Origin of the sequence: Serratia sp. AXJ-M (assembly GCF_046531865.1) — a bacterium.
In the GTDB taxonomy this organism is placed as follows: domain Bacteria; phylum Pseudomonadota; class Gammaproteobacteria; order Enterobacterales; family Enterobacteriaceae; genus Serratia; species Serratia liquefaciens.
The window spans coordinates 1,068,327-1,089,400 of record NZ_CP059394.1 but is presented as its reverse complement, the minus strand read 5'-3'; the positions used below and the strand labels follow the sequence as shown (position 1 = coordinate 1,089,400).

18 protein-coding genes are annotated in these 21,074 nt (G+C 53.4%); 8 read left to right on the top strand and 10 right to left on the bottom strand.

Annotation, left to right across the window (positions count from 1 at the left end; genetic code table 11):
- Positions 1-10: 10 nt before the first annotated feature.
- The 9 genes from H0S68_RS05055 to bolA form a co-directional block, all read right to left on the bottom strand.
- Positions 11-424 carry an acyl-CoA thioesterase gene (locus tag H0S68_RS05055; RefSeq protein WP_020825496.1) on the bottom strand — a complete coding sequence of 138 codons (414 nt, stop codon included), beginning with the start codon at positions 422-424 and terminating at the stop codon, positions 11-13.
- Between the two features lie 155 nt (positions 425-579).
- The gene (locus H0S68_RS05050) at positions 580-969 is read right to left on the bottom strand and encodes a ComEA family DNA-binding protein (RefSeq protein WP_128864422.1); all 390 of its coding nucleotides are present in this window, start codon (positions 967-969) and stop codon (positions 580-582) included.
- A gap of 139 nt (positions 970-1,108) precedes the next feature.
- Positions 1,109-2,992: a peptidylprolyl isomerase gene (gene ppiD, locus H0S68_RS05045; protein ID WP_020825494.1), complete on the bottom strand. Its 1,884-nt coding sequence runs from the start codon at positions 2,990-2,992 to the stop codon at positions 1,109-1,111.
- Between the two features lie 182 nt (positions 2,993-3,174).
- Positions 3,175-3,447 (bottom strand): nucleoid-associated protein HU-beta, encoded by a 273-nt coding sequence (gene hupB, locus H0S68_RS05040; protein WP_006319790.1) that lies wholly within the window; start codon positions 3,445-3,447, stop codon positions 3,175-3,177.
- Between the two features lie 216 nt (positions 3,448-3,663).
- A complete protein-coding gene (gene lon / locus H0S68_RS05035) occupies positions 3,664-6,018 on the bottom strand; it encodes an endopeptidase La (protein WP_020825493.1) in 2,355 nt (784 codons plus the stop codon).
- 194 nt (positions 6,019-6,212) lie between these two features.
- Positions 6,213-7,484, bottom strand: a complete 1,272-nt coding sequence (gene clpX / locus H0S68_RS05030) for an ATP-dependent protease ATP-binding subunit ClpX (RefSeq protein ID WP_020825492.1) — start codon at positions 7,482-7,484, stop codon at positions 6,213-6,215.
- A 163-nt stretch (positions 7,485-7,647) separates the two neighbouring features.
- A complete protein-coding gene (gene clpP, locus H0S68_RS05025) occupies positions 7,648-8,271 on the bottom strand; it encodes an ATP-dependent Clp endopeptidase proteolytic subunit ClpP (protein WP_020825491.1) in 624 nt (207 codons plus the stop codon).
- A gap of 561 nt (positions 8,272-8,832) precedes the next feature.
- Positions 8,833-10,137: a trigger factor gene (gene tig / locus H0S68_RS05020; RefSeq protein ID WP_020825490.1), complete on the bottom strand. Its 1,305-nt coding sequence runs from the start codon at positions 10,135-10,137 to the stop codon at positions 8,833-8,835.
- A gap of 366 nt (positions 10,138-10,503) precedes the next feature.
- A complete protein-coding gene (gene bolA / locus H0S68_RS05015; RefSeq protein WP_004940361.1) occupies positions 10,504-10,818 on the bottom strand; it encodes a transcriptional regulator BolA in 315 nt (104 codons plus the stop codon).
- 365 nt (positions 10,819-11,183) lie between these two features.
- Between bolA and H0S68_RS05010 the strand changes: the two genes are divergently transcribed.
- The 8 genes from H0S68_RS05010 (at position 11,184) to H0S68_RS04975 (ending at position 20,239) form a co-directional block, all read left to right on the top strand.
- Positions 11,184-11,762, top strand: a complete 579-nt coding sequence (locus H0S68_RS05010) for a lipoprotein (RefSeq protein WP_006319785.1) — start codon at positions 11,184-11,186, stop codon at positions 11,760-11,762.
- 53 nt (positions 11,763-11,815) lie between these two features.
- Positions 11,816-13,294, top strand: coding sequence for a muropeptide MFS transporter AmpG (gene ampG, locus H0S68_RS05005; RefSeq protein WP_046374350.1), 1,479 nt, complete (start codon positions 11,816-11,818; stop codon positions 13,292-13,294).
- Positions 13,295-13,733: 439 nt separating this feature from the next.
- Positions 13,734-14,681, top strand: coding sequence for a cytochrome o ubiquinol oxidase subunit II (gene cyoA / locus H0S68_RS05000; RefSeq protein ID WP_041414273.1), 948 nt, complete (start codon positions 13,734-13,736; stop codon positions 14,679-14,681).
- Between the two features lie 4 nt (positions 14,682-14,685).
- Positions 14,686-16,677, top strand: coding sequence for a cytochrome o ubiquinol oxidase subunit I (gene cyoB, locus H0S68_RS04995; protein WP_020825487.1), 1,992 nt, complete (start codon positions 14,686-14,688; stop codon positions 16,675-16,677).
- Positions 16,667-17,284: a cytochrome o ubiquinol oxidase subunit III gene (locus H0S68_RS04990; protein WP_410529205.1), complete on the top strand. Its 618-nt coding sequence runs from the start codon at positions 16,667-16,669 to the stop codon at positions 17,282-17,284. Before cyoB ends, H0S68_RS04990 begins: the two co-directional genes overlap by 11 nt.
- A complete protein-coding gene (locus tag H0S68_RS04985; protein ID WP_020825485.1) occupies positions 17,281-17,619 on the top strand; it encodes a cytochrome o ubiquinol oxidase subunit IV in 339 nt (112 codons plus the stop codon). Before H0S68_RS04990 ends, H0S68_RS04985 begins: the two co-directional genes overlap by 4 nt.
- A 17-nt stretch (positions 17,620-17,636) precedes the next feature.
- Positions 17,637-18,527, top strand: a complete 891-nt coding sequence (cyoE, locus tag H0S68_RS04980; RefSeq protein WP_020825484.1) for a heme o synthase — start codon at positions 17,637-17,639, stop codon at positions 18,525-18,527.
- A 347-nt stretch (positions 18,528-18,874) separates the two neighbouring features.
- Complete coding sequence (locus H0S68_RS04975) at positions 18,875-20,239, top strand: MFS transporter (RefSeq protein WP_020825483.1); 1,365 nt, start codon at positions 18,875-18,877, stop codon at positions 20,237-20,239.
- A 201-nt stretch (positions 20,240-20,440) separates the two neighbouring features.
- On the opposite strand, the gene H0S68_RS04970 is transcribed toward H0S68_RS04975, so the two are convergent.
- Positions 20,441-20,932 (bottom strand): YajQ family cyclic di-GMP-binding protein, encoded by a 492-nt coding sequence (locus tag H0S68_RS04970; RefSeq protein WP_410529204.1) that lies wholly within the window; start codon positions 20,930-20,932, stop codon positions 20,441-20,443.
- Positions 20,933-21,074: the final 142 nt, after the last annotated feature.

Sequence of the window (21,074 nt, the reverse complement as noted above, 5' to 3'; positions counted from 1 at the left end):
GCTCGTTGCTTTACCCTTCTTCCGACAGCGTGAGCACCTGAAGGTGTTCGCGCAGTTGCCCTTCAATCGGCAACGCCCGCTGAGTTTTCAAATCGACGCAGACAAAGGTCAGCATCGCATCCGCGACCGGCGCGCCCGTGGCATCCTGCGTCACCTTTTGGCTCAGCACGCCGCTTTTACCGTTAAGCTGCACCATCTGACTGTCGATACGCAACTTGTCCCCCAGCACCGCCGGCGTGCGGTAATTGATATTGATATTAACCACGATAAAGGCGATGTTGTTTTCCGTCATCCAACGGAAGCCCTCCTGGTTCTCCAGCCAATCCCAGCGCGCCTCCTCGAGAAATTCGAGATAGCGTGCATTGTTAACATGTTGGTAAACATCGAGATGATAACCACGGACTTTGATAAAGGTCTGATGCATAGGGAACGGCCACTCCTGCCTGGTGATTACAGAAAGAAGGAGCCACTGATGGCTCCTTCACCCGTTTGGTCAAGTCGCCAAACTGGTAAGACCTGTAAAATGTAGCAGAGGAAAAAGGGCTGCATCGGTACTTTGCCATGCAGCCGTGATAGATATCACATTTTGAGCCGCGCACGGTTCCGTTCAAACAGGGCGGGCCCAATACCCGGCACTTCCTGAAGCTGCTCAATCTGCGTAAAAGGACCATTCTGCTCACGGTAGCGCACGATGCTTTCCGCTTTCTTCAAACCCACCCCCTTTAGTACGCTGGCCAACTGCTCGGCATCGGCCTGATTGATACTGACCGATGCCTCATCGTCGATGCCGACTGCGGCTTCAGTGCCTTGCCCTGCTTTCACCGCCGGTGCTGATAACACCGGCTGACCGGTCGCGCTCTTTTCCTCAGCGGCCATCGATGGCCCGGCCAAGCCTATCAGGGCCGCGGCCAGCAAAACTTTGAGGCTGAAACCATATCCATTAACCGCTTTCATTTCTGCAAGTTGCATGCTGTATCCTCCTTGTGTTTAACAGCAAGCTCACCTTGCCGCAGCGGATGAACTTCAGCAATTGGCGGATAACAGATATGGAAAAGGCCGCGAAAGCGGCCTTTTGGAATTGCATTGCGTTGCAGAAAACTGCGGCGCGTTACTGAGGCTGTTGCTGCTCAGCGGCACCCATGGTGATTTTGGCTTCTTTACGCAAGCTGGCCAGCAGCGAGTCAAAGGAGACGCCGGTAGCGCCTTCTTCCATTTTGCTGACGAAGGTTTTCATTTCGTCTGCGGACAGGCTGCCTGGCGTCACGGCATCAAGTGCAATCAGCACTACGTTGTCCTGACGGTCTTGCGACATGCCGTATACCGGTTTGCCTTCCTGCGGGTGCGGCAGCGCGAACACGCTCTGCACCAGTTGGCTGTCTTCCGGCGCGCGTGCCATCTTCTGCACGCTGCCAAAGCTCAGGCCGGCCGCTTTCATCGCTTCGTCGCCCTTGCCCTGTTTCAGCTCAACCAACAGCTTTTCGCCCTGCAGTTTCGCTTCCTGTTCGGCTTTGTTGCGCTTGACCAATTCCGCCACGCGATCTTTTACCTGATCGAACGGCTCAATGCCTTCTGGCTTGTGGCCTGAAACGCGGATCACGAAGGCACGGTCGCCATCAACGGTGATTACATCGGAGTTGCTGCCCGGAGAGCCGCCTTCGCCAATCAGTGAACCGTCGAAAATCGACTGGACGACAGGTTTGAAGTTCAGCGCAGCCGGAATGTTGTCGCGGGTGAACCAATCGGTCTGAGTCGCTTTCACACCGGCGGCTTCTTCGGCTGAGGCCAGAGATTCGTTATCGCTGGTCGCCGCTTCACTCACCTTTTGCTGCAGCGCGTAATAGGCGTCTACCGCCTTCTCCTGCTTAACCTGCTTGGCGATGGCATCACGCACTTCGCTAAGCGGCTTCACTTTTTCCGGCTCGATGTCGTTCAGACGTACGACCAGATAGCCCACAGAGGACTTCACTGCACCGGAAAGCTGGCCTTTTTCGGTCAGGTTTGCCTGTTTCAGCTCGTCTGCCGTGGTGTCCGGCTCCAGCCAGCCCAGCTCGCCACCGGTACGGCGTGAGATGATGTCGGTGGATTTTTCTTTCGCCAGGGTGGCGAAATCGCCGCCTTTTTTCAGCTCGTCCAGCACCGCATTGGCTTCCGCCTCGGTTTTAAGCTGGATCACGCTGTAGTTTTTACGCTCAGGCTGGCCATAGCTGCTTTTGTGCTGGTCGTAATAGGCGCTGATATCCGCATCTGCTACCGTCACCTTGTCCTGCATAGAGGCGGCGTCCATCGGGATGTAGCTTACTTTGACCTGCTCCGGCGCAATGAAGCTGTTCTTGTTCTGGCTGTAGTAGTCTTTCAGCTCGTCGTCGGTCACGGTCTGCTTGGCCTGCAACGCTTTCAGATCCAGCGTAGCCAGGCGCACATCGCGCTGCTGCAGCACCAGTGACGTCATCCCTTGCGCTTCGGTTGGCAGGATGAAACCTGACTCGCCAAAGGCCTGGATCACCTGCTGATTAACCAACTGCTGACGCATTGACTGCGCAAAGTTATCGGCGGTGTAACCCATGCGGCTAATCAGATCGAGATATTTAGCGTTATCGAACTGGCCGTTTGTCTGGAAGTAAGGCGCTTTACGGATGGCTTCTTTCACCTGATCGTCACTGACGCTCAGGCCTAATTTCTTGGCATATTGGTCCAGCAGCATGTTGTCGATCAGCTGTGACAGTGCCTGATGGCGCATCTGCTGCATATAGCCTTCGTTGCCCGCCAGTACGGAGAACTGGTCACCCAACTGTTGCTGCATGCGGCTGCGTTCGCTTTGGAAAGCCTGTTCCAGCTGAGCACGCTCGATCACCTGGCCATTGACCTTCGCTGCATAATCACCGGCACTCCCCTGATAGCTGACCACCCCTGTCAAAAGAAATGACAAAATGATCAAGCCCAGGATGATTTTGAGCACGACGTGATTAGCTGCCGCGCGTAAATTGTCCATCATAGTGTGACAACACTCCGCTGTGATGTGGATTAAAAACACCCTTGTGCAGGCGCGTTCCCTGCGACAAAAATAAAAAAAGCGCATCAATCTGATGCGCCTTATATCTTACCTTACCAGCACCGTTGCGTCAGGTGATTGTTTATTGCTAAACCCTGCAACGCTAAACGGTTAGACGCAAACAATCAGTTTACTGCGTCTTTCAGCGCTTTCCCTGCACGGAAGGCCGGAACTTTGGCTGCCGCGATTTTGATCTCTTTACCGGTCTGTGGGTTACGGCCAGTACGGGCAGAACGCTCACGCACGGTGAAAGAACCGAAACCAACCAGCGCCACGTCATCCCCTTCCTTCAAGGATTCGGTAACAGATGCAATCACTGCATCTAAAGCACGCCCAGCTGCCGCTTTGGAAATATCAGCACCTGCGGCAATTTTGTCGATCAGTTGTGACTTATTCACTCTATCATCCCCTCTAGAATTCAATCGTCGCACCGGAAAATCCCTACGGTTGCGACAGCGCAGCTGTTATATCAATCCCATCGAACCTTGGCAAGCCACCGAAAGCGTGACAAAACGCGGGCCGACAGCTTTCTAACTTAGCGGTACAAAAAAAGACTGGCAAGTCCGAAATGACTTGCCAGCATAAGTTTTATCAATGGTTTTTGCGATTCGTCACTATTTTGCCGCTACCGGCAGTGCGCCGAAGGCCGGATTCTGCAACGCAAGGTTCAAAACCTCATCGATTCGCTGCACCGGATGAATCTCCAGATCGGCGATAACATTGTCCGGAATTTCTTCCAAATCGCGCTTGTTCTCATACGGTATCAGCACGGTTTTAATGCCGCCGCGATGCGCAGCCAACAGTTTCTCTTTCAAGCCACCAATCGGCAGTACCTGACCACGCAAGGTGATCTCACCGGTCATTGCCACATCGGCACGAACCGGGTTGCCGGTCAGGCAAGACACCAGCGCGGTACACATGGCGATACCGGCACTCGGGCCGTCTTTCGGCGTCGCGCCTTCCGGCACGTGCACGTGAATATCGCGCTTCTCGTAGAAATCGGCGTTGATACCCAGTTTGTCTGCACGCGCACGGACCACGGTCAGCGCAGCCTGAATCGATTCCTGCATCACTTCACCGAGAGAACCGGTGTAGGTCAGCTTGCCTTTGCCCGGCACGCACGCGGTTTCAATAGTCAGCAGATCGCCGCCCACTTCCGTCCACGCCAGGCCGGTGACCTGGCCCACACGGTTTTCGGTATCGGCGCGACCATAGTCAACACGCTGGACACCCAGATAATCTTTCAGGTTGTCGCCGTTGATCTCGATATGCTTGATCTTCTTGTCCATCAGCAGCGTTTTCACCGCTTTACGGCACAGCTTGGAGATTTCACGCTCCAGGCTACGCACCCCGGCTTCGCGGGTGTAATAGCGGATAATGCCAATGATGGCGCTGTCGTCGACCGTCAGCTCACCTTTTTTCAGGGCGTTACGCTCAAGCTGCTTAGGCAGCAGGTGCTGCTTGGCGATATTGAGCTTCTCGTCCTCGGTGTAGCCGGACAGGCGAATCACTTCCATACGATCCAGCAACGGCGCAGGAATGTTCATCGAGTTCGAGGTAGCAACGAACATCACGTCGGACAGATCGTAATCCACTTCCAGGTAGTGATCGTTAAACGCCACGTTCTGTTCCGGATCCAGCACTTCAAGCAATGCAGAAGCCGGATCGCCACGCATGTCGGAAGACATCTTGTCGATTTCGTCCAGCAGGAACAGCGGGTTTTTCACCCCGACCTTGGCCATTTTCTGGATCAGTTTACCCGGCATCGAGCCGATGTAGGTACGACGGTGACCGCGAATTTCCGCTTCGTCACGCACGCCGCCCAGCGCCATACGCACGTACTGGCGACCGGTCGCTTTGGCGATCGACTGTCCCAACGAGGTTTTACCTACGCCAGGAGGCCCCACCAGACACAGGATAGGCCCTTTGATTTTGCTTACGCGGCTCTGTACTGCGAGATACTCAAGAATACGGTCCTTGACTCGCTCCAGGCCATAGTGATCGATATCGAGCACTTCTTGCGCTTTAACCAGGTCTTTTTTAACCTTGCTGCGCGCATTCCACGGCACCTGCAGCATCCAGTCGATGTAACCACGAACCACGGTCGCTTCCGCAGACATGGGTGACATCATTTTCAGCTTTTGCAGTTCCGCTTCGGTTTTTTCACGCGCGTCTTTCGGCATTTTCGCCGCTTCAATCTTGCGCTTCAGCGCTTCATGCTCGTCCGGCGCGTCGTCCATCTCGCCCAGTTCTTTCTGAATCGCCTTCATCTGCTCATTCAGATAGTACTCGCGCTGACTTTTTTCCATCTGCTTTTTGACGCGGTTACGGATACGTTTTTCAACCTGAAGCAGGTCAATTTCCGATTCCATCATCGCCATCAGGTATTCCAGACGTTCGGTGATATCGAACATCTCCAGTACCGACTGCTTGTCGCTGAGTTTCAGCGGCATGTGCGCGGCGATGGTATCCGCCAGGCGTGCAGCATCGTCGATGCTGTTCAATGACGTCAGCACCTCCGGTGGAATTTTTTTGTTCAGTTTGATGTAGCCTTCAAACTGATTGATTGCGGTGCGCACCAGGACTTCTTGTTCACGTTCGTCAATCGCCGGTGACTCAAGATATTCTGCCTGGGCGGCAAAGTGCTCGCCGCTGTCGGAAAGCGTAGTAATACGTGCCCGCTGCAGGCCTTCTACCAGCACTTTTACCGTGCCGTCTGGCAGTTTTAGCATCTGTAAAATCGACGCTACGGTGCCGACAGAGAACAAGTCATTAATGCCAGGTTCATCCGTTGAGGCCTCTTTCTGTGCCACCAGCATGATCTTTTTATCATGATCCATTGCTGCTTCGAGGCACCGAATCGATTTTTCCCGGCCAACAAATAACGGGATCACCATGTGCGGATAAACCACCACGTCGCGCAACGGCAAGACGGGGATTTCAATGCGTTCGGAACGCTCAGGGTTCATAGAGCTCTCTCTTAAGTTTAACTTCCGCCAGGTTGAGGGGAATCTCATGAGACGCAAGCATCAAACGTTTCATAAAATCTGGTTAATGAGTATATGGGGATGAATCTCTTACATTCAACGGCAAGAATGCAGGAAAAAGAAATGGGGGATAAAATCCCCCATTTTGACATTAACTTTCTGGTTTGACTGGCGAATTATTCGCCTGAAGCCTGTGCTTCCGGTTTGCCGTAAATCAGCAAAGGCTTGGACTGGCCGGCGATAACTGATTCATCGATCACCACTTTATCGACGCTGTCCATGGATGGCAGGTCATACATGGTGTCCAGCAACGCGCCTTCTACAATGGAGCGCAGACCACGTGCACCGGTTTTACGCGTCATGGCCTTCTTGGCGATGGCGTTCAGCGCTTCTTCACGGAATTCCAGTTCCACGCCTTCCAGATTGAACAATGCCTGATACTGTTTGGTTAAGGCATTTTTCGGCTCTTTCAGGATCTGGATCAGCGCTTCTTCGCTCAGTTCGCTCAGGGTTGCCACGACCGGCAGACGACCGATGAACTCAGGAATCAGGCCAAACTTGATCAGATCTTCCGGCTCAGCCTGCAGCAGCAGTTCGCCTTCGGTCGCTTTCTCAGCTTCCCCCTTCACGGTCGCGCCGAAGCCGATACCGGAACCGGTATTGACGCGCTGACCGATCACTTTATCCAGGCCGGCAAATGCGCCGCCGCAGATAAACAGGATTTTCGAGGTATCAACCTGCAGGAATTCCTGCTGAGGATGCTTACGGCCACCCTGCGGCGGAACCGCGGCAATGGTGCCTTCGATCAACTTCAACAGGGCCTGCTGCACGCCTTCACCCGACACGTCACGGGTGATGGACGGATTGTCTGACTTACGGGAAATCTTGTCGATTTCATCGATGTAGACGATGCCGCGTTGTGCTTTCTGCACGTCGTAGTCGCACTTCTGCAGCAGCTTCTGGATGATGTTCTCCACGTCCTCACCCACATAACCGGCTTCGGTCAGCGTGGTGGCGTCGGCCATGGTGAAAGGCACGTCCAGGAAGCGCGCCAGCGTTTCTGCCAGCAGAGTTTTGCCGCTACCGGTCGGGCCAATCAGCAGAATGTTGCTTTTGCCCAACTCGATACCGTTGCTGGTATCGCCGTTACGCAGGCGTTTGTAGTGGTTATACACCGCTACCGCCAGCACTTTTTTCGCCTGCTCCTGGCCAATGACATAGTCATCCAGGTGGTGGCGAATTTCGTGCGGCGTCGGCAGCGCACTGCGCTCACGATGCGGGGCAACTTCTTTAATCTCTTCGCGAATAATGTCGTTACACAGGTCAACACATTCATCGCAGATATACACTGACGGACCGGCAATCAGCTTACGCACTTCATGCTGGCTTTTGCCGCAGAAAGAGCAGTACAGCAGCTTTCCTGAACCGTCTTTGCGCTTATCTGTCATCAGTAAACCTCTTCTTTAGTCTTTGTCCCGCAGGAATATCACGGCTTCAGTGCGCCCAAAACGCATACCGGGAACGCCGATTATGCTCACCAGAGCGAGCTGCGCCCGCTCTGATTACTATAGCCTATCGGCTCGCACATATACCTCGCCAGCCGCGTGGTACTTACTTGCGGTGCGTCAGAATGCCGTCAACCAGACCGTATTCTACCGCTTCTTCCGCGGTCATAAAGCGATCGCGCTCGGTATCGCGTTCGATCTGCTCCAGTGACTGGCCGGTATGTTCTGCCATCAGCTCGTTCATGCGTGCCTTCACCTTCAGGATTTCACGCGCATGGATTTCGATATCCGTCGCCTGGCCCTGATAACCGCCCAGCGGCTGGTGGATCATCACGCGTGAGTTCGGCAAGCAGAAGCGTTTGCCCTTGGCACCTGCGGTCAGCAGGAAAGAGCCCATCGAGCACGCCTGGCCCATACAAATGGTGCTGACGTCCGGCTTGATGAACTTCATGGTGTCATAGATTGACATGCCGGCGGTGATCACGCCACCCGGGGAGTTAATGTACAGGTAAATGTCTTTTTCCGGGCTTTCCGCTTCGAGGAACAGCATCTGCGCCACAATCAGGTTGGCCATGTGATCTTCGACCTGGCCGGTCAGGAAAATAATGCGCTCTTTCAGCAGGCGGGAATAGATGTCGTAAGAACGCTCCCCGCGTGAAGTCTGCTCTACCACCATCGGCACCAGGGCCATGTTAGGTGCAAATTGATCTCGTTCGCCACTGTATGACATTACCGTCTCCTAATAGAAATTGCCTTGGCGGCCAGGGTTACACCCTATTACACCGATTCTACTTGAGAACGGTCATGATGACTATGCTCAAGCATTCGACCCGCGCCACACGTACCCGACGGTTTTTCTCATACCGCGCACTCTGGCAAACAGCCCATACCCATCATCTTTCAAGTCGCAGCGTCCAAATCTGTTCCCGACAGATTTGCCGCTCACCCCAGTGACTTACTCGAGTAAGCGCCTGAGGATGAGCAAGCTGGGCGCCTGACTGCGACTTGAAAGCTATAGGGTATATATACATTTTACAGATTGGGGCCGCTGACAGAATTTCAAGCCCAACTGCGTATTTTAACGCGGCCAGCATTGTCGACGATGACCATCATGCCAGACTGTCCCAAGAGCAACAGGGTAAATATAGTGCATATTGTCACGCTTAACCTGAGATTAATCAGCTACGTGGCAAAAAGAAAAGCCCGCAACCGAAGGTTACGGGCTTTTTTAACGCCGGGGCCGGCAAGCCAGCCCCGAAGGCGCGTTAGATTGCGCCCTGGCGTACAGACATTACGCCTGTTGAGTCTGGTTCATCAGCTCGCTGAAGGTAGTGGCTTTTTCAGTCACTTTCGCTTTTGCCAGCAGGGCTTCAACCGCTTGTTCTTCCAGAGCAACGTTGCGCATGTTGTTCATCAGCTCTTTATTTTTGCTGTAGAACTCAACAACTTCACTTGGATCTTCGTAAGCGGAAGCCATTTCTTCGATCAGCGTCTTAACGCGATCTTCGTCAGCTTTCAGATCGTTGGTGCTGATAACTTCGCCCAGCAGCAGGCCAACAACTACGCGACGCTTAGCCTGCTCTTCGAACAGTTCGCGTGGCAGTTCCAGCGCTTGCTTCTCGTTGCCGCCGAAACGCTGTGCAGCCTGACGACGCAGAACGTCAACTTCGCCGTCGATCAGCGCAGCAGGAACGTCGATTTCGTTAGCGCTGACCAGGCCGTCGATTGCCTGAGTCTTGATGCGGTTACGCACTGCGCCTTTCAGCTCGCGCTCCATGTTTTTACGCACTTCAGCACGCAGGCCTTCGATAGAACCATCAGCCACGCCGAAACGTTTGATGAATTCTTCAGTCAGCTCTGGCAGCTCACGCTCTTCCACTTTCTTCAGAACGATAGCGAATTTAGCCGCTTTGCCCTTCAGGTTTTCAGCGTGGTAATCTTCCGGGAAGTTAACGTCGATAGTGAATTCTTCACCGGCTTTATGACCGACCAGACCTTCTTCGAAGCCTGGGATCATGCGGCCCTGGCCCATAGCCAGTACGAAGTCAGAGGCTTTGCCGCCTTCAAACTCTTCGCCATCGATAGAACCGGAGAAATCTACGGTTACGCGGTCTTCAGCTTGCGCTGCGCGATCGCTGTCTTTCCAGGTCGCCTGCTGCTTGCGCAGGGTGTCCAGCATGGTGTCAACGTCGGCGTCGTTAACTTCAACAACCGGCTTCTCAACTTCGATGCTGTCCAGGCCTTTCAGCTCAACTTCCGGATACACTTCGAATTCAACCGCGAAAGTGAAATCTTCACCTTCTTTGTACTCGCCCGGCACGTAGTTTGGTGCGCCGGCCGGATTGATCTTTTCTTTGATGATCGCATCAACAAAGCTGCGTTGCATCGCTTCGCCCAGCACGTCTTGACGAACGGAAGCGCCATAACGCTGCTCAACGATGTTCATCGGTACATGGCCTTTACGGAAGCCATCGATACGAACGCTTTTTGCCGCGTTGATCAGCTCTTTTTTAATAGCCTGCTTGATAGTATCAGCGGGTACAGTAATAGAGAGACGGCGCCCAAGGCCTTGAGTGGTTTCTACTGAAACTTGCATCTTGTTACCTCAAAAAAATCACAGTGCTCGGTCAACTCCGTTCCAAGAACCAGGACGGCTACATTACAGAACCGAGTTTCCTGATGACAGAAGCGTCCCGAAACCATTCCGGAAAAATAAGACGCGACATTATAGCGGCGCAAGCGGAGCGAGTCGAGGAAAGCAAGGCGGCGGCGGCGCGCTAAAACTCACACTTTTACCGATTTGATCGCCAAAAGGCCGCCGAAGCCGACCCGGCCTTCGCTGCATTACGCATCGGCTATGTCGTCGTCAAAAACAGAAACGGCCCGCAGGCCGTTCCAAAATTCGTCTGTAGTAATACCCCAAATCGTGGTCAAAGTTCCACTGATACCGCAAATTTAGCCGTCAGGCCAAGGTTCCGGCCCCACGACAAGGCGGAGACGCCGGCACGGTATCCTGCAACCCTTCCCACTCTTTCAGGGTGTAGGTGTGCAACGCCAGCGCATGTACGCCATCCGCCAACTCCTCTGACAGCACGCCGTAAATCGAACGATGCCGCGTCAGGAAGCGTTCGCCAACGAAGCGATCGCTAACCAATACCACCTTGAAATGGCTTTCTGAACCCGCCGGAACGTTATGACGATAACTTTCATCAACGACTTCCAGATACGCGGGCTCAAACGCCGCCCTTAACTTTGCTTCTATTTGCTCGCGAATCATAGGATCTCCTTACTACACCGGCAGAGGACCGCCCCCATCTATTTCAATCTTAGCCGCTTTCGTCCCTTTTAGACCATTCCTCAGGTAAATTTCTCTTTTTTGCGGACAAAAAACGGTCAACATCCGCCGTCGCTTGAGGTTTATCTGATTGAGACGGCCAAAAAAGCATGTTTTTATCAACGGCAGGTAAAAATTTGTCACTCCATTGCGTTCTGCGCTTCCTCCGGCCGGCGGCGATGCTATGATGTCGACAATTTGTTGTTGGCTATCCCGCTCTGATTATTACAGAAAGCTTGCTCAAACCCGCTTCGTTAATCTTGGCAGTTTGCGGCGGCTTAAAATCCATCGAGAATGAGACAGTAACTATGTTAAAAAAACTTTGCCTTCCACTGTTGGCCGCACTGATGCTGGCCGGCTGTGCCACCAGCAGCAACACCCTCAATGTGACGCCGAAGATCGTCCTGCCGCAGCAGGATCCGACCCTGCAGGGCGTGACCATCAGCATTAACGGCGCGGATCAGCGTCAGGACCAGGCGCTGGCGAAAGTGAACCGCGACGGCCAGTTGGTGACGTTGACGCCATCACGCGATCTGCGCTTCTTGCTGCAGGAAGTGCTCGAGAAACAAATGGGCGCACGCGGCTACATGATTGGCGCTGACGGCGCAGTTGATCTGCAAATCGTGGTCAATAACCTGTATGCAGACGTCTCCGAAGGCAACCTGCGCTACAACATCACCACCAAGGCTGATATTTCTATTACCGCCCAGGCCAAAAACGGCAACAAACAGGTGAAAAACTACCGTTCAACCTATAACGTTCAGGGTGCCTTCACGGCAACCAACGAGAAAATCACTAACGCGGTCAACACCGTGTTGGGCGACGTTATTGCCGATATGGCGCAAGACACCAGCGTCAACGACTTCATCAAGCAAAACGCGCGTTAATCCGCGAACGCCTTGTGCCGCCCGAACCATCGGGCGGTGCAGACAGGGAACTCATGTCGAAACAGTATCTGAATATCTTCACCCAGCGTAATTCCGCCATCCTCCTGCTGCTGGGCTTCGCGTCGGGTCTGCCCTTGGCACTGACCTCCGGCACGCTGCAAGCCTGGATGACCGTCGAAAACATCGATCTGAAAACCATCGGCATTTTTTCGCTGGTCGGCCAGGCCTATGTGTTCAAATTCCTCTGGTCGCCCTTTATGGATCGCTACACCCCGCCCTTTCTCGGGCGTCGGCGCGGCTGGCTGCTGATCAGCCAGCTGTTGCTGGTGGTGTCGATTGTGGCGATGGGCTTTATGCAGCCGGCACAGCACCTGTGGTGGCTGGCGGCATTGGCGGTACTCGTGGCGTTCTGTTCTGCGTCACAGGATATTGTTTTTGACGCCTATAAAACCGATCTGCTGAGCGCAGAAGAGCGCGGCACCGGTGCCGCCGTCTCGGTATTGGGTTACCGGCTGGCGATGCTGGTGTCCGGTGGGTTGGCGCTGTGGCTGGCGGACCGCTACTTAGGCTGGCAGTCGACCTATTGGTTGATGGCCGGTTTGATGCTGATCGGTATTGTTGCCACCCTGCTGGCGCCTGAACCCGACGACAGCATTCCGGCACCGCGCACCATGGAGCAGGCGGTAGTCGCTCCGCTGCGTGATTTCTTTGCGCGTAACAATGCCTGGCTGATTTTACTGCTGATCGTGATGTACAAGATGGGTGACGCCTTTGCCGGCAGCCTGAGCACCACCTTCCTGATCCGTGGCGTCGGCTTCGATGCCGGTGAAGTCGGTCTGGTCAACAAAACGCTCGGCCTGTTCGCCACCATCGTCGGCGCGCTGTTTGGCGGCGTGCTGATGCAACGCCTCAGCCTGTTCCGTGCCCTGATGCTGTTCGGCATTCTGCAGGCGGTTTCCAATCTCGGCTATTGGATACTGGCGGTCACCGATAAAAACATCATGACCATGGGCAGCGCCATCTTCCTGGAAAACCTGTGCGGCGGCATGGGCACTGCGGCCTTTGTCGCGCTGCTGATGACGCTGTGCAACAAGTCATTTTCCGCCACCCAGTTTGCCCTGCTGTCGGCATTATCTGCCGTCGGGCGGGTATACGTCGGGCCGATTGCCGGATGGTTTGTTGAAGCACACGGCTGGCCACTGTTCTATTTATTCTCGATCGTTGCCGCGGTGCCTGGTCTTCTGCTGTTGCACCTGTGCCGTCAGACGCTGGAATATACTCAACGCACCGATAACTTCATGCCGCGTACCGAATTCCGCCAGTTTTACCGCTGGGCCTTGCGCCTGCTGACGGTGGGCTGCTCCATGCTGGGCCTGTGGCTGCTCCTGCTTATCACCAATGCGCTCGACTGGACCCTCTTGCCGAACCTGGCCGATCGGTTACTGCAGATGGGCGCCGCGCTGAGTCTGGTAGGTATTGCGATGGGGAGCCTGCTGGACTATCTGGCACTGCGTCGTACCCGACTGGCCTGATCGAGTCGACCGGCCATCGTGCCGGTCGACAAAAACGCATCAGAGTGATGTATTTATTTAGTTAAAAAATATAATTCCTGTCCAAATTATTTTTTTATCCGAGTACGGCGCTCGGAAATAAAATTAAATTCACCTTTAAGACACAATTATTTTACATTAAATAAACCTTTCATTCGTATTTCAAAAAAGCGTTTTCACCTGAAAGATTCATCATACCTTTAGTTTTCCTTAACATACGAATTACCCGGAACGATTCAGCGCGCCAACGCGTTGTTGCCATTAGTAAATTGTCACGTAGCGTGACATCTGTGACACCCTTAACAGAAAGTGTCAACAAGGCGCTGACACTCCCTTAAGCATGTTTACAGTACTGCAACCTTCCCGTAAAATGCCCGCACACATGAAACGACAATAGAGCCTTTGTAATTGAGGTCGTTAGATGAGACTTAAGAAATACAATAAAAGTATTGGGATGTTGTCATTAATTGCCTCCACTGTAATGCTCAGTGGTTGCAATATGGTATTGATGAATCCCAAAGGAGCAATTGGTGTTGAGCAACGGACACTGATTATCACTGCAATCGCATTGATGTTGATCGTGGTGATACCAGTTATCTTTATGGCGTTCGCCTTTGCCTGGAAGTACCGTGCTTCCAACAAAGACGCCAAATACAGTCCGAACTGGTCACATTCCAACAAGATCGAAGCGGTCGTCTGGACCATTCCTATCATTATCATCGCCATCCTGGGCACCATTACCTGGAAGACTACCCACGAACTGGATCCGTTCAAGCCGATTGTCACTGACAAGAAGCCGATGACGATCGAAGTAGTGTCGCTCGACTGGAAATGGCTGTTTATCTACCCGGAACAAGGTATCGCGACGGTTAATGAGCTGGCCTTCCCGAAAGATGTTCCAGTCGAATTCAAGATCACCTCTAACTCGGTAATGAACTCGTTCTTTATTCCTCAGTTAGGTGGGCAGATTTATGCGATGGCCGGGATGCAGACCAAACTGCACCTGATCGGCAATGAAGCAGGCAAATACGACGGTATTTCAAGCAGCTTCAGCGGTCGCGGGTTCTCCGGCATGAAATTCACCGCCATTGTCACCCCAACCGAAGGCGACTTCGATCAGTGGGTTGCCAAGGTGAAAGCATCGTCGAATAACCTAAACGCCACCAGCGACTTTAACAAACTGGCAGAGCCGAGTGAAAACAACCCGGTCGAGTACTTCTCCAGTGTCAAACCGAATTTGTTCAAAGAAACTATTGGCAAATTCATGGGTGATATGGACATGCACAAAGGCGCTACCGCGCACGAAGGTATGGACATGAGCCAGGGTATGGACATGGGTGAACATGCTCACGCCGGAGCCGAGGAATAAACTGATGTTGGGAAAATTAACGATTGATGCGGTTCCGTACCACGAACCGATCATCATGGTCACCGTTGCTGCAATTGTTATTGGGGGCCTGGCACTGCTGGCGCTGATAACCTATTTCGGCAAGTGGAAATGGCTATGGAGCGATTGGTTGACTTCGGTTGACCATAAAAAAATTGGTATCATGTACATCATCGTGGCAATGGTTATGCTGCTGCGTGGTTTTGCCGATGCCATCATGATGCGTAGTCAGCAGGCGCTTGCGTCCGCCGGCGAGGCCGGATTCCTGCCACCGCACCACTACGACCAAATCTTCACCGCCCACGGCGTCATCATGATCTTCTTCATGGCGATGCCTTTCGTGGTCGGTCTGATGAACGTAGTGGTACCTTTGCAAATCGGTGCGCGCGACGTTGCCTTCCCGTTCCTGAACTCCCTGAGCTTCTGGTTCTTCGTGGTGGGCGTAGTGCTGATCAACATCTCTCTGGGGGTTGGTGAGTTCGCGCAGACAGGTTGGCTGGCGTATCCGCCGCTGTCGGGCAAGGAATACAGTCCTGGCGTCGGGGTCGACTACTGGATCTGGAGTCTGCAGATTTCCGGTATCGGTACCCTGTTGACCGGTGTGAACTTCTTCGCCACCATTCTGAAGATGCGTGCTCCTGGCATGCCTCTGATGAAGATGCCGGTGTTCACCTGGGCAGCTCTGTGTACTAACGTCCTGATCATCGTTTCTTTCCCAATTCTGACCGTAACCATCGCGTTGCTGACCCTGGATCGCTATCTGGGCACCCATTTCTTTACCAATGATATGGGCGGCAACATGATGATGTACATCAACCTGATTTGGGCCTGGGGTCACCCAGAGGTGTATATCCTGGTTCTGCCGGTGTTCGGTGTGTTCTCCGAAGTCACCGCGACCTTCTCGAGAAAACGTCTGTTCGGCTATACCTCACTGGTATGGGCAACCATCGCGATTACCGTTCTGTCGTTCATCGTATGGCTGCACCACTTCTTTACCATGGGGTCCGGCGCGAACGTAAACGCCTTCTTCGGTATTGCCACCATGATCATTTCCATCCCTACCGGGGTGAAAATCTTCAACTGGCTGTTCACCATGTACCAGGGCCGCATTCAGCTCAACTCCGCTATGCTGTGGACCATCGGCTTCATCATCACCTTCTCCGTGGGTGGTATGACCGGTGTTCTGTTGGCCGTGCCGGGCGCGAACTTCGTGCTGCACAACAGTCTGTTCCTGATTGCCCACTTCCATAACGTTATCATTGGTGGTGTGGTGTTCGGTTGCTTCGCAGGCCTGACCTACTGGTTCCCTAAATCCTTCGGCTTCACGCTGAACGAAAAATGGGGTATCCGTGCGTTCTGGTTCTGGATCATCGGCTTCTTCGTGGCCTTTATGCCGCTGTATGCTCTGGGCTTTATGGGTATGACTCGTCGTATCAGCCAGAACATCAACCCAGAGTTCCACCCACTGCTGCTGGTAGCGGCTGGCGGCGCGGCTCTGATTGCCTGCGGTATCCTGTGCCAAGTGATTCAGGTGTTCGTCAGTGTGCGTGACCGTGAGCAGAACCGTGACCTGACCGGTGACCCATGGGGTGCTCGTACGCTGGAGTGGTCGACTTCGTCTCCACCGCCGTTCTATAACTTTGCCGTAGTGCCACAGATTCATGACCGTGATGAATTCTGGGACATGAAAGAAAAAGGCGTAGCTTATAAGAAACCGGCTAAATACGAACCGATTCATATGCCGAAGAATACCGGTGCCGGTGTGATTATTGCTGGCTTCAGCCTGGTATTTGGTTTCGCGATGATCTGGGACATCTGGTGGATGGCGATCGCTGCCTTCGTAGGTATGATCGTGACCTGGATTGCCAAGAGCTTCGATGAAGATGTTGATTACTATGTGCAGGTTGATGAGATCGAGCGCATTGAAAACCAACACTATGAACAAATCAGCAAAGCAGGCGTGAAACATGTCAACTGATACTCTGACTAACCATAACGCAGCCCATGCAGAGCATGGGCACCACGACGCAGGAGAGACCAAAGTCTTCGGATTCTGGATCTACCTGATGAGCGACTGTATTTTGTTTGCGAGCTTGTTCGCGACTTATGCAGTACTGGTGAACGGGACCGCTAGCGGTCCCTCTGGCAAAGACATCTTCGATCTGAAGTTTGTCCTGGTTGAAACCTTCCTGCTGTTGTTCAGCTCCATCACCTACGGTATGGCGATGATCGGCATGAACAAAGGCAAGGTTAGCAGCGTTAACACCTGGCTGTTCCTGACCTTCCTGTTCGGTCTGGGCTTCGTTGCGATGGAAATCTACGAATTCCATCACCTGATCGTTGAAGGCTATGGCCCGGATCGCAGTGCGTTCCTGTCCAGCTTCTTCGCGCTGGTTGCGACCCACGGTCTGCACGTAACTACCGGTCTGGTTTGGATCATCATCATGATGATTCAGGTCAGCAAGCGTGGCCTGACCGCAACCAACAAAACCCGTTTGATGTGCCTGAGCCTGTTCTGGCACTTCCTGGACGTGGTCTGGATCTGCGTCTTCACCGTTGTTTACCTGCTGGGGGTTATGTCATGAGTCATTCATCCCATGAAACTTCTCACGGCGGCGCAAGCCACGGTAGCGTCAAGACCTATCTGATCGGCTTTATTCTGTCGATCATCCTGACGGTGATTCCATTTGCGATGGTGATGAGCGGTACCGCCTCTCACTCAACCATCCTGGCGGTTGTTGTTGGCATGGCAGTGATTCAGGTCGTCGTTCACCTGATTTACTTCCTGCACATGAATACCTCATCGGAAGAGCGCTGGAACCTGGTGGCATTGCTGTTCACCGCTATGATCATCGGTATCGTTGTTGTGGGTTCACTCTGGATTATGTACAACCTCAACATCAATATGATGGTCAGTTAAGAGTCGAGCTGCACGTGATGATTAAGCAATACCTGCAAGTAACTAAACCAGGAATTATTTTCGGCAATTTAATTTCTGTCGTCGGGGGATTCCTGTTGGCTTCCAAAGGAAGCATCGACTATCCCCTGTTTCTCGCCACCCTGGTGGGTGTCTCGTTGGTTGTCGCTTCGGGCTGTGTGTTTAACAACTACATTGACCGCGACATCGACAAGAAAATGGAGAGAACGAAGAATCGGGTGCTGGTAAAAGGCCTGATCGCGCCGAGTGTAAGCCTGGTTTACGCTACCGCTCTGGGTATTGCGGGCTTTGCGTTGCTGTATATTGGCGCCAACCCGCTGGCCATGTGGCTGGCGGTGATGGGCTTTGTGGTTTATGTCGGCGTCTACAGCCTGTACATGAAACGCCACTCGGTATATGGCACGCTGATCGGCAGCTTGTCGGGCGCTGCACCACCGGTTATCGGTTACTGTGCGGTCACCAACGAGTTCGATGCCGGTGCGTTGATCCTGCTGGCTATCTTTAGCCTGTGGCAGATGCCGCATTCCTATGCGATTGCCATCTTCCGCTTTAAAGATTACCAGGCGGCCAACATTCCGGTACTGCCTGTCGTCAAAGGCATCTCGGTGGCGAAGAACCACATCACCGTCTACATCGTGGCGTTTATGGTTGCTACGCTGATGCTGACTTTGGGCGGCTACGCCGGCTACAAATACCTGATCGTCGCTGCGGCGGTGAGCGTTTGGTGGCTGGGGATGGCGCTGCGTGGTTACAAAGCCGAAAATGACAGCGTTTGGGCACGCAAACTGTTTGTGTTCTCGATTGTTGCCATTACCTCGCTCAGCGTGATGATGTCTATCGACTTCAGCGCTTCGGCCTCGCCGGAAACCTTGATGACTTACGTCTGGTAAGCCAAATCGTCTGTTAATGGGCCGCTTAGCGGCCCATTAAATTGATGACAAACACCCGAAAAACGTGGTTTTCGGATGTTTGGGGCAAGGCAGAGATATAATCCTTTGTTTCTATTAGTACTCAATGCATTACTACTAGCTACTGAGGTCTTTGTCCGCTCTCTATGGGCCGCTTAGCGGCCCATTTTATTTGTCTCGCAGAAAAACCGACGAACTGTAATATCTGCTAAACAACATTAGATTTACCCCCCCTGCCCTTCACACTAAAATGACGCAGTTTTAACAGAAGCTATCCCATCAGGCGTTATCACCGATAACCTGACGGAATGGCTTTTAATGAGGTTTTAATGAACGATAATGCAATGACCCCGCTGGAACGACGGGCGACCTGGGGATTAGGAACGGTATTCTCACTGCGCATGCTCGGCATGTTTATGGTGCTGCCGGTACTGACCACCTACGGTATGGCGTTGAACGGCGCCAGCGAAACGCTGATCGGTATCGCCATTGGCATTTACGGCCTGGCGCAAGCGGTGTTCCAAATTCCCTTCGGCCTGATTTCCGACCGCATCGGCCGCAAGCCGCTGATTGTCGGCGGGCTGTTGATCTTCGCGCTGGGTAGCGTGATCGCCGCCGCCACCGACTCCATCTGGGGGGTGATCCTCGGCCGGGCATTGCAAGGTTCCGGCGCTATCGCCGCAGCGGTGATGGCACTACTGTCTGATTTGACCCGGGAACAGAACCGTACCAAAGCGATGGCATTCATCGGCGTCAGCTTTGGTATTACCTTCGCCATCGCCATGGTGGTCGGCCCGATAGTCACCCACGCTTTTGGCCTGCATGCGCTGTTCTGGATGATTGCCGTGCTGGCATTGGCCGGTATCGTCATCACCCTGGCGGTCGTGCCTTCCGCCAGCAGCCACGTGCTGAACCGCGAATCCAGTATAGTCCGTGGCAGTTTCAGCAAGGTGTTGAGCAATTCCCGCCTGCTGAAACTGAATTTCGGCATCATGTGCCTGCACATCTTGTTGATGTCCAGCTTCGTGGCACTGCCATTAGCAATGGAAAAAGCCGGTTTGGCGCCCAGCGAACACTGGATTGTCTATCTGGTCACCATGCTGGTGTCTTTCGCCGCCGTAGTGCCGTTTATCATCTATGCCGAAAAGAAGCGCCGCATGAAGCAGGTGTTTATGGGCTGCGTGGCGGTATTGTTCTGTGCTGAAGTGCTGCTGTGGCTGTCCGGCGCGCATCTTTGGGGCATTATTGCCGGCGTTCAGTTGTTCTTTATGGCGTTCAACGTGATGGAAGCGATCCTGCCTTCCCTGATCAGTAAAGAGTCGCCGGCGGGCTATAAAGGCACGGCGATGGGGGTTTACTCCACCAGCCAGTTTATCGGCGTGGCAATTGGCGGCAGCCTGGGAGGCTTTCTGTACGGCCTGCAGGGCGCGGGATTGGTCTTTATCGCCGGGGCAGTTTTAGCCGCCATCTGGTTTATGGTCAGCAGCACCATGCAGGAACCGCCGTACGTGAGCAGCCTACGTATTACGCTGTCGGAACTGGCAGTGAAAGACTCGGCGTTGGAAAGCCGCCTGAAGGCCCAGCCGGGTGTAGCAGAAGCGATTGTGGTGCCGGAAGAGCGCAGCGCCTACGTAAAGGTCGATACCAAGCAAACCAACCGCGGCCAGTTGGAAGCGCTGGTGAATTCGCTGTAAAGAAAAGGGCCGGCAAGCCGGCCCCCAGATTGCTGACAAAGTCCTTTGCAGTTAAAAGTCCTGACCTTGGGGCTAATAAAAACAAAGGATTATATCTTCTGATTTACCCCAAACATCCGAAAACCACGTTTTTCGGGTGTTTGTCATCAGACTAGGGGCCGGCAAGCCGGCCCCATCAATATATTCTTCTTGGCGAAAGGATCAGTCGCGGAAGTTTTTGAACTGGAAAGGCTGCCCCAGATCGGCACCGCGCACCAGCGCCATCACGCCCTGCAGGTCGTCGCGTGATTTACCGGTTACCCGTACTTCATCCCCTTGGATTTGCACCTGAACTTTCAGCTTGCTGTCTTTGATCAGCTTGACGATTTTCTTCGCTTGGGCGGCTTCAATACCCTGCTTCAGCTTGGCTTCCACACTGTAGGTTTTGCCGCTGTGGGTCAGCTCCTCGGGGATCTCCAGCGCGCCGCCGTCAATGCTGCGCTTGCTGAGTTTTTCACGCAGAATATCGAGCAGCTGCTGCACCTGAAAATCAGATTCGCTGGCAACCTTGATGCTTTCGTTTTTTTCGTTCAGCTCAAAGCTGGCCGGCATGTTACGGAAATCCCAACGGGTACCAAGATCGCGCGTGGCGTTCTCAACGGCGTTACGTACTTCTTGCATATCAATTTCGGAAACAATGTCGAAAGATGGCATACTTCTTCCTCCTGAATTAGAGCCTAATGTGATAGGCGATTTCGATGCCGAGCATGATAACCGCTTTAGCGCCTCAGACAAAATTTGCCGGCCCCGCCGCGCAGCAGAAAAGTCTATAATTATAGGATAGATACTGGGCGTT

Excerpts from the sequence above, each read along its gene's own strand:
- H0S68_RS05055 (WP_020825496.1), bottom strand. The coding sequence starts at position 424 with ATGCATCAGACCTTTATCAAAGTCCGTGGTTATCATCTCGATGTTTAC.
- H0S68_RS05050 (WP_128864422.1), bottom strand. The coding sequence starts at position 969 with ATGCAACTTGCAGAAATGAAAGCGGTTAATGGATATGGTTTCAGCCTC.
- ppiD (WP_020825494.1), bottom strand. The coding sequence starts at position 2,992 with ATGATGGACAATTTACGCGCGGCAGCTAATCACGTCGTGCTCAAAATC.
- lon (WP_020825493.1), bottom strand. The coding sequence starts at position 6,018 with ATGAACCCTGAGCGTTCCGAACGCATTGAAATCCCCGTCTTGCCGTTG.
- clpX (WP_020825492.1), bottom strand. The coding sequence starts at position 7,484 with ATGACAGATAAGCGCAAAGACGGTTCAGGAAAGCTGCTGTACTGCTCT.
- clpP (WP_020825491.1), bottom strand. The coding sequence starts at position 8,271 with ATGTCATACAGTGGCGAACGAGATCAATTTGCACCTAACATGGCCCTG.
- tig (WP_020825490.1), bottom strand. The coding sequence starts at position 10,137 with ATGCAAGTTTCAGTAGAAACCACTCAAGGCCTTGGGCGCCGTCTCTCT.
- bolA (WP_004940361.1), bottom strand. The coding sequence starts at position 10,818 with ATGATTCGCGAGCAAATAGAAGCAAAGTTAAGGGCGGCGTTTGAGCCC.
- H0S68_RS05010 (WP_006319785.1), top strand. The coding sequence starts at position 11,184 with ATGTTAAAAAAACTTTGCCTTCCACTGTTGGCCGCACTGATGCTGGCC.
- ampG (WP_046374350.1), top strand. The coding sequence starts at position 11,816 with ATGTCGAAACAGTATCTGAATATCTTCACCCAGCGTAATTCCGCCATC.
- cyoA (WP_041414273.1), top strand. The coding sequence starts at position 13,734 with ATGAGACTTAAGAAATACAATAAAAGTATTGGGATGTTGTCATTAATT.
- cyoB (WP_020825487.1), top strand. The coding sequence starts at position 14,686 with ATGTTGGGAAAATTAACGATTGATGCGGTTCCGTACCACGAACCGATC.
- H0S68_RS04990 (WP_410529205.1), top strand. The coding sequence starts at position 16,667 with ATGTCAACTGATACTCTGACTAACCATAACGCAGCCCATGCAGAGCAT.
- H0S68_RS04985 (WP_020825485.1), top strand. The coding sequence starts at position 17,281 with ATGAGTCATTCATCCCATGAAACTTCTCACGGCGGCGCAAGCCACGGT.
- cyoE (WP_020825484.1), top strand. The coding sequence starts at position 17,637 with ATGATTAAGCAATACCTGCAAGTAACTAAACCAGGAATTATTTTCGGC.
- H0S68_RS04975 (WP_020825483.1), top strand. The coding sequence starts at position 18,875 with ATGAACGATAATGCAATGACCCCGCTGGAACGACGGGCGACCTGGGGA.
- H0S68_RS04970 (WP_410529204.1), bottom strand. The coding sequence starts at position 20,932 with ATGCCATCTTTCGACATTGTTTCCGAAATTGATATGCAAGAAGTACGT.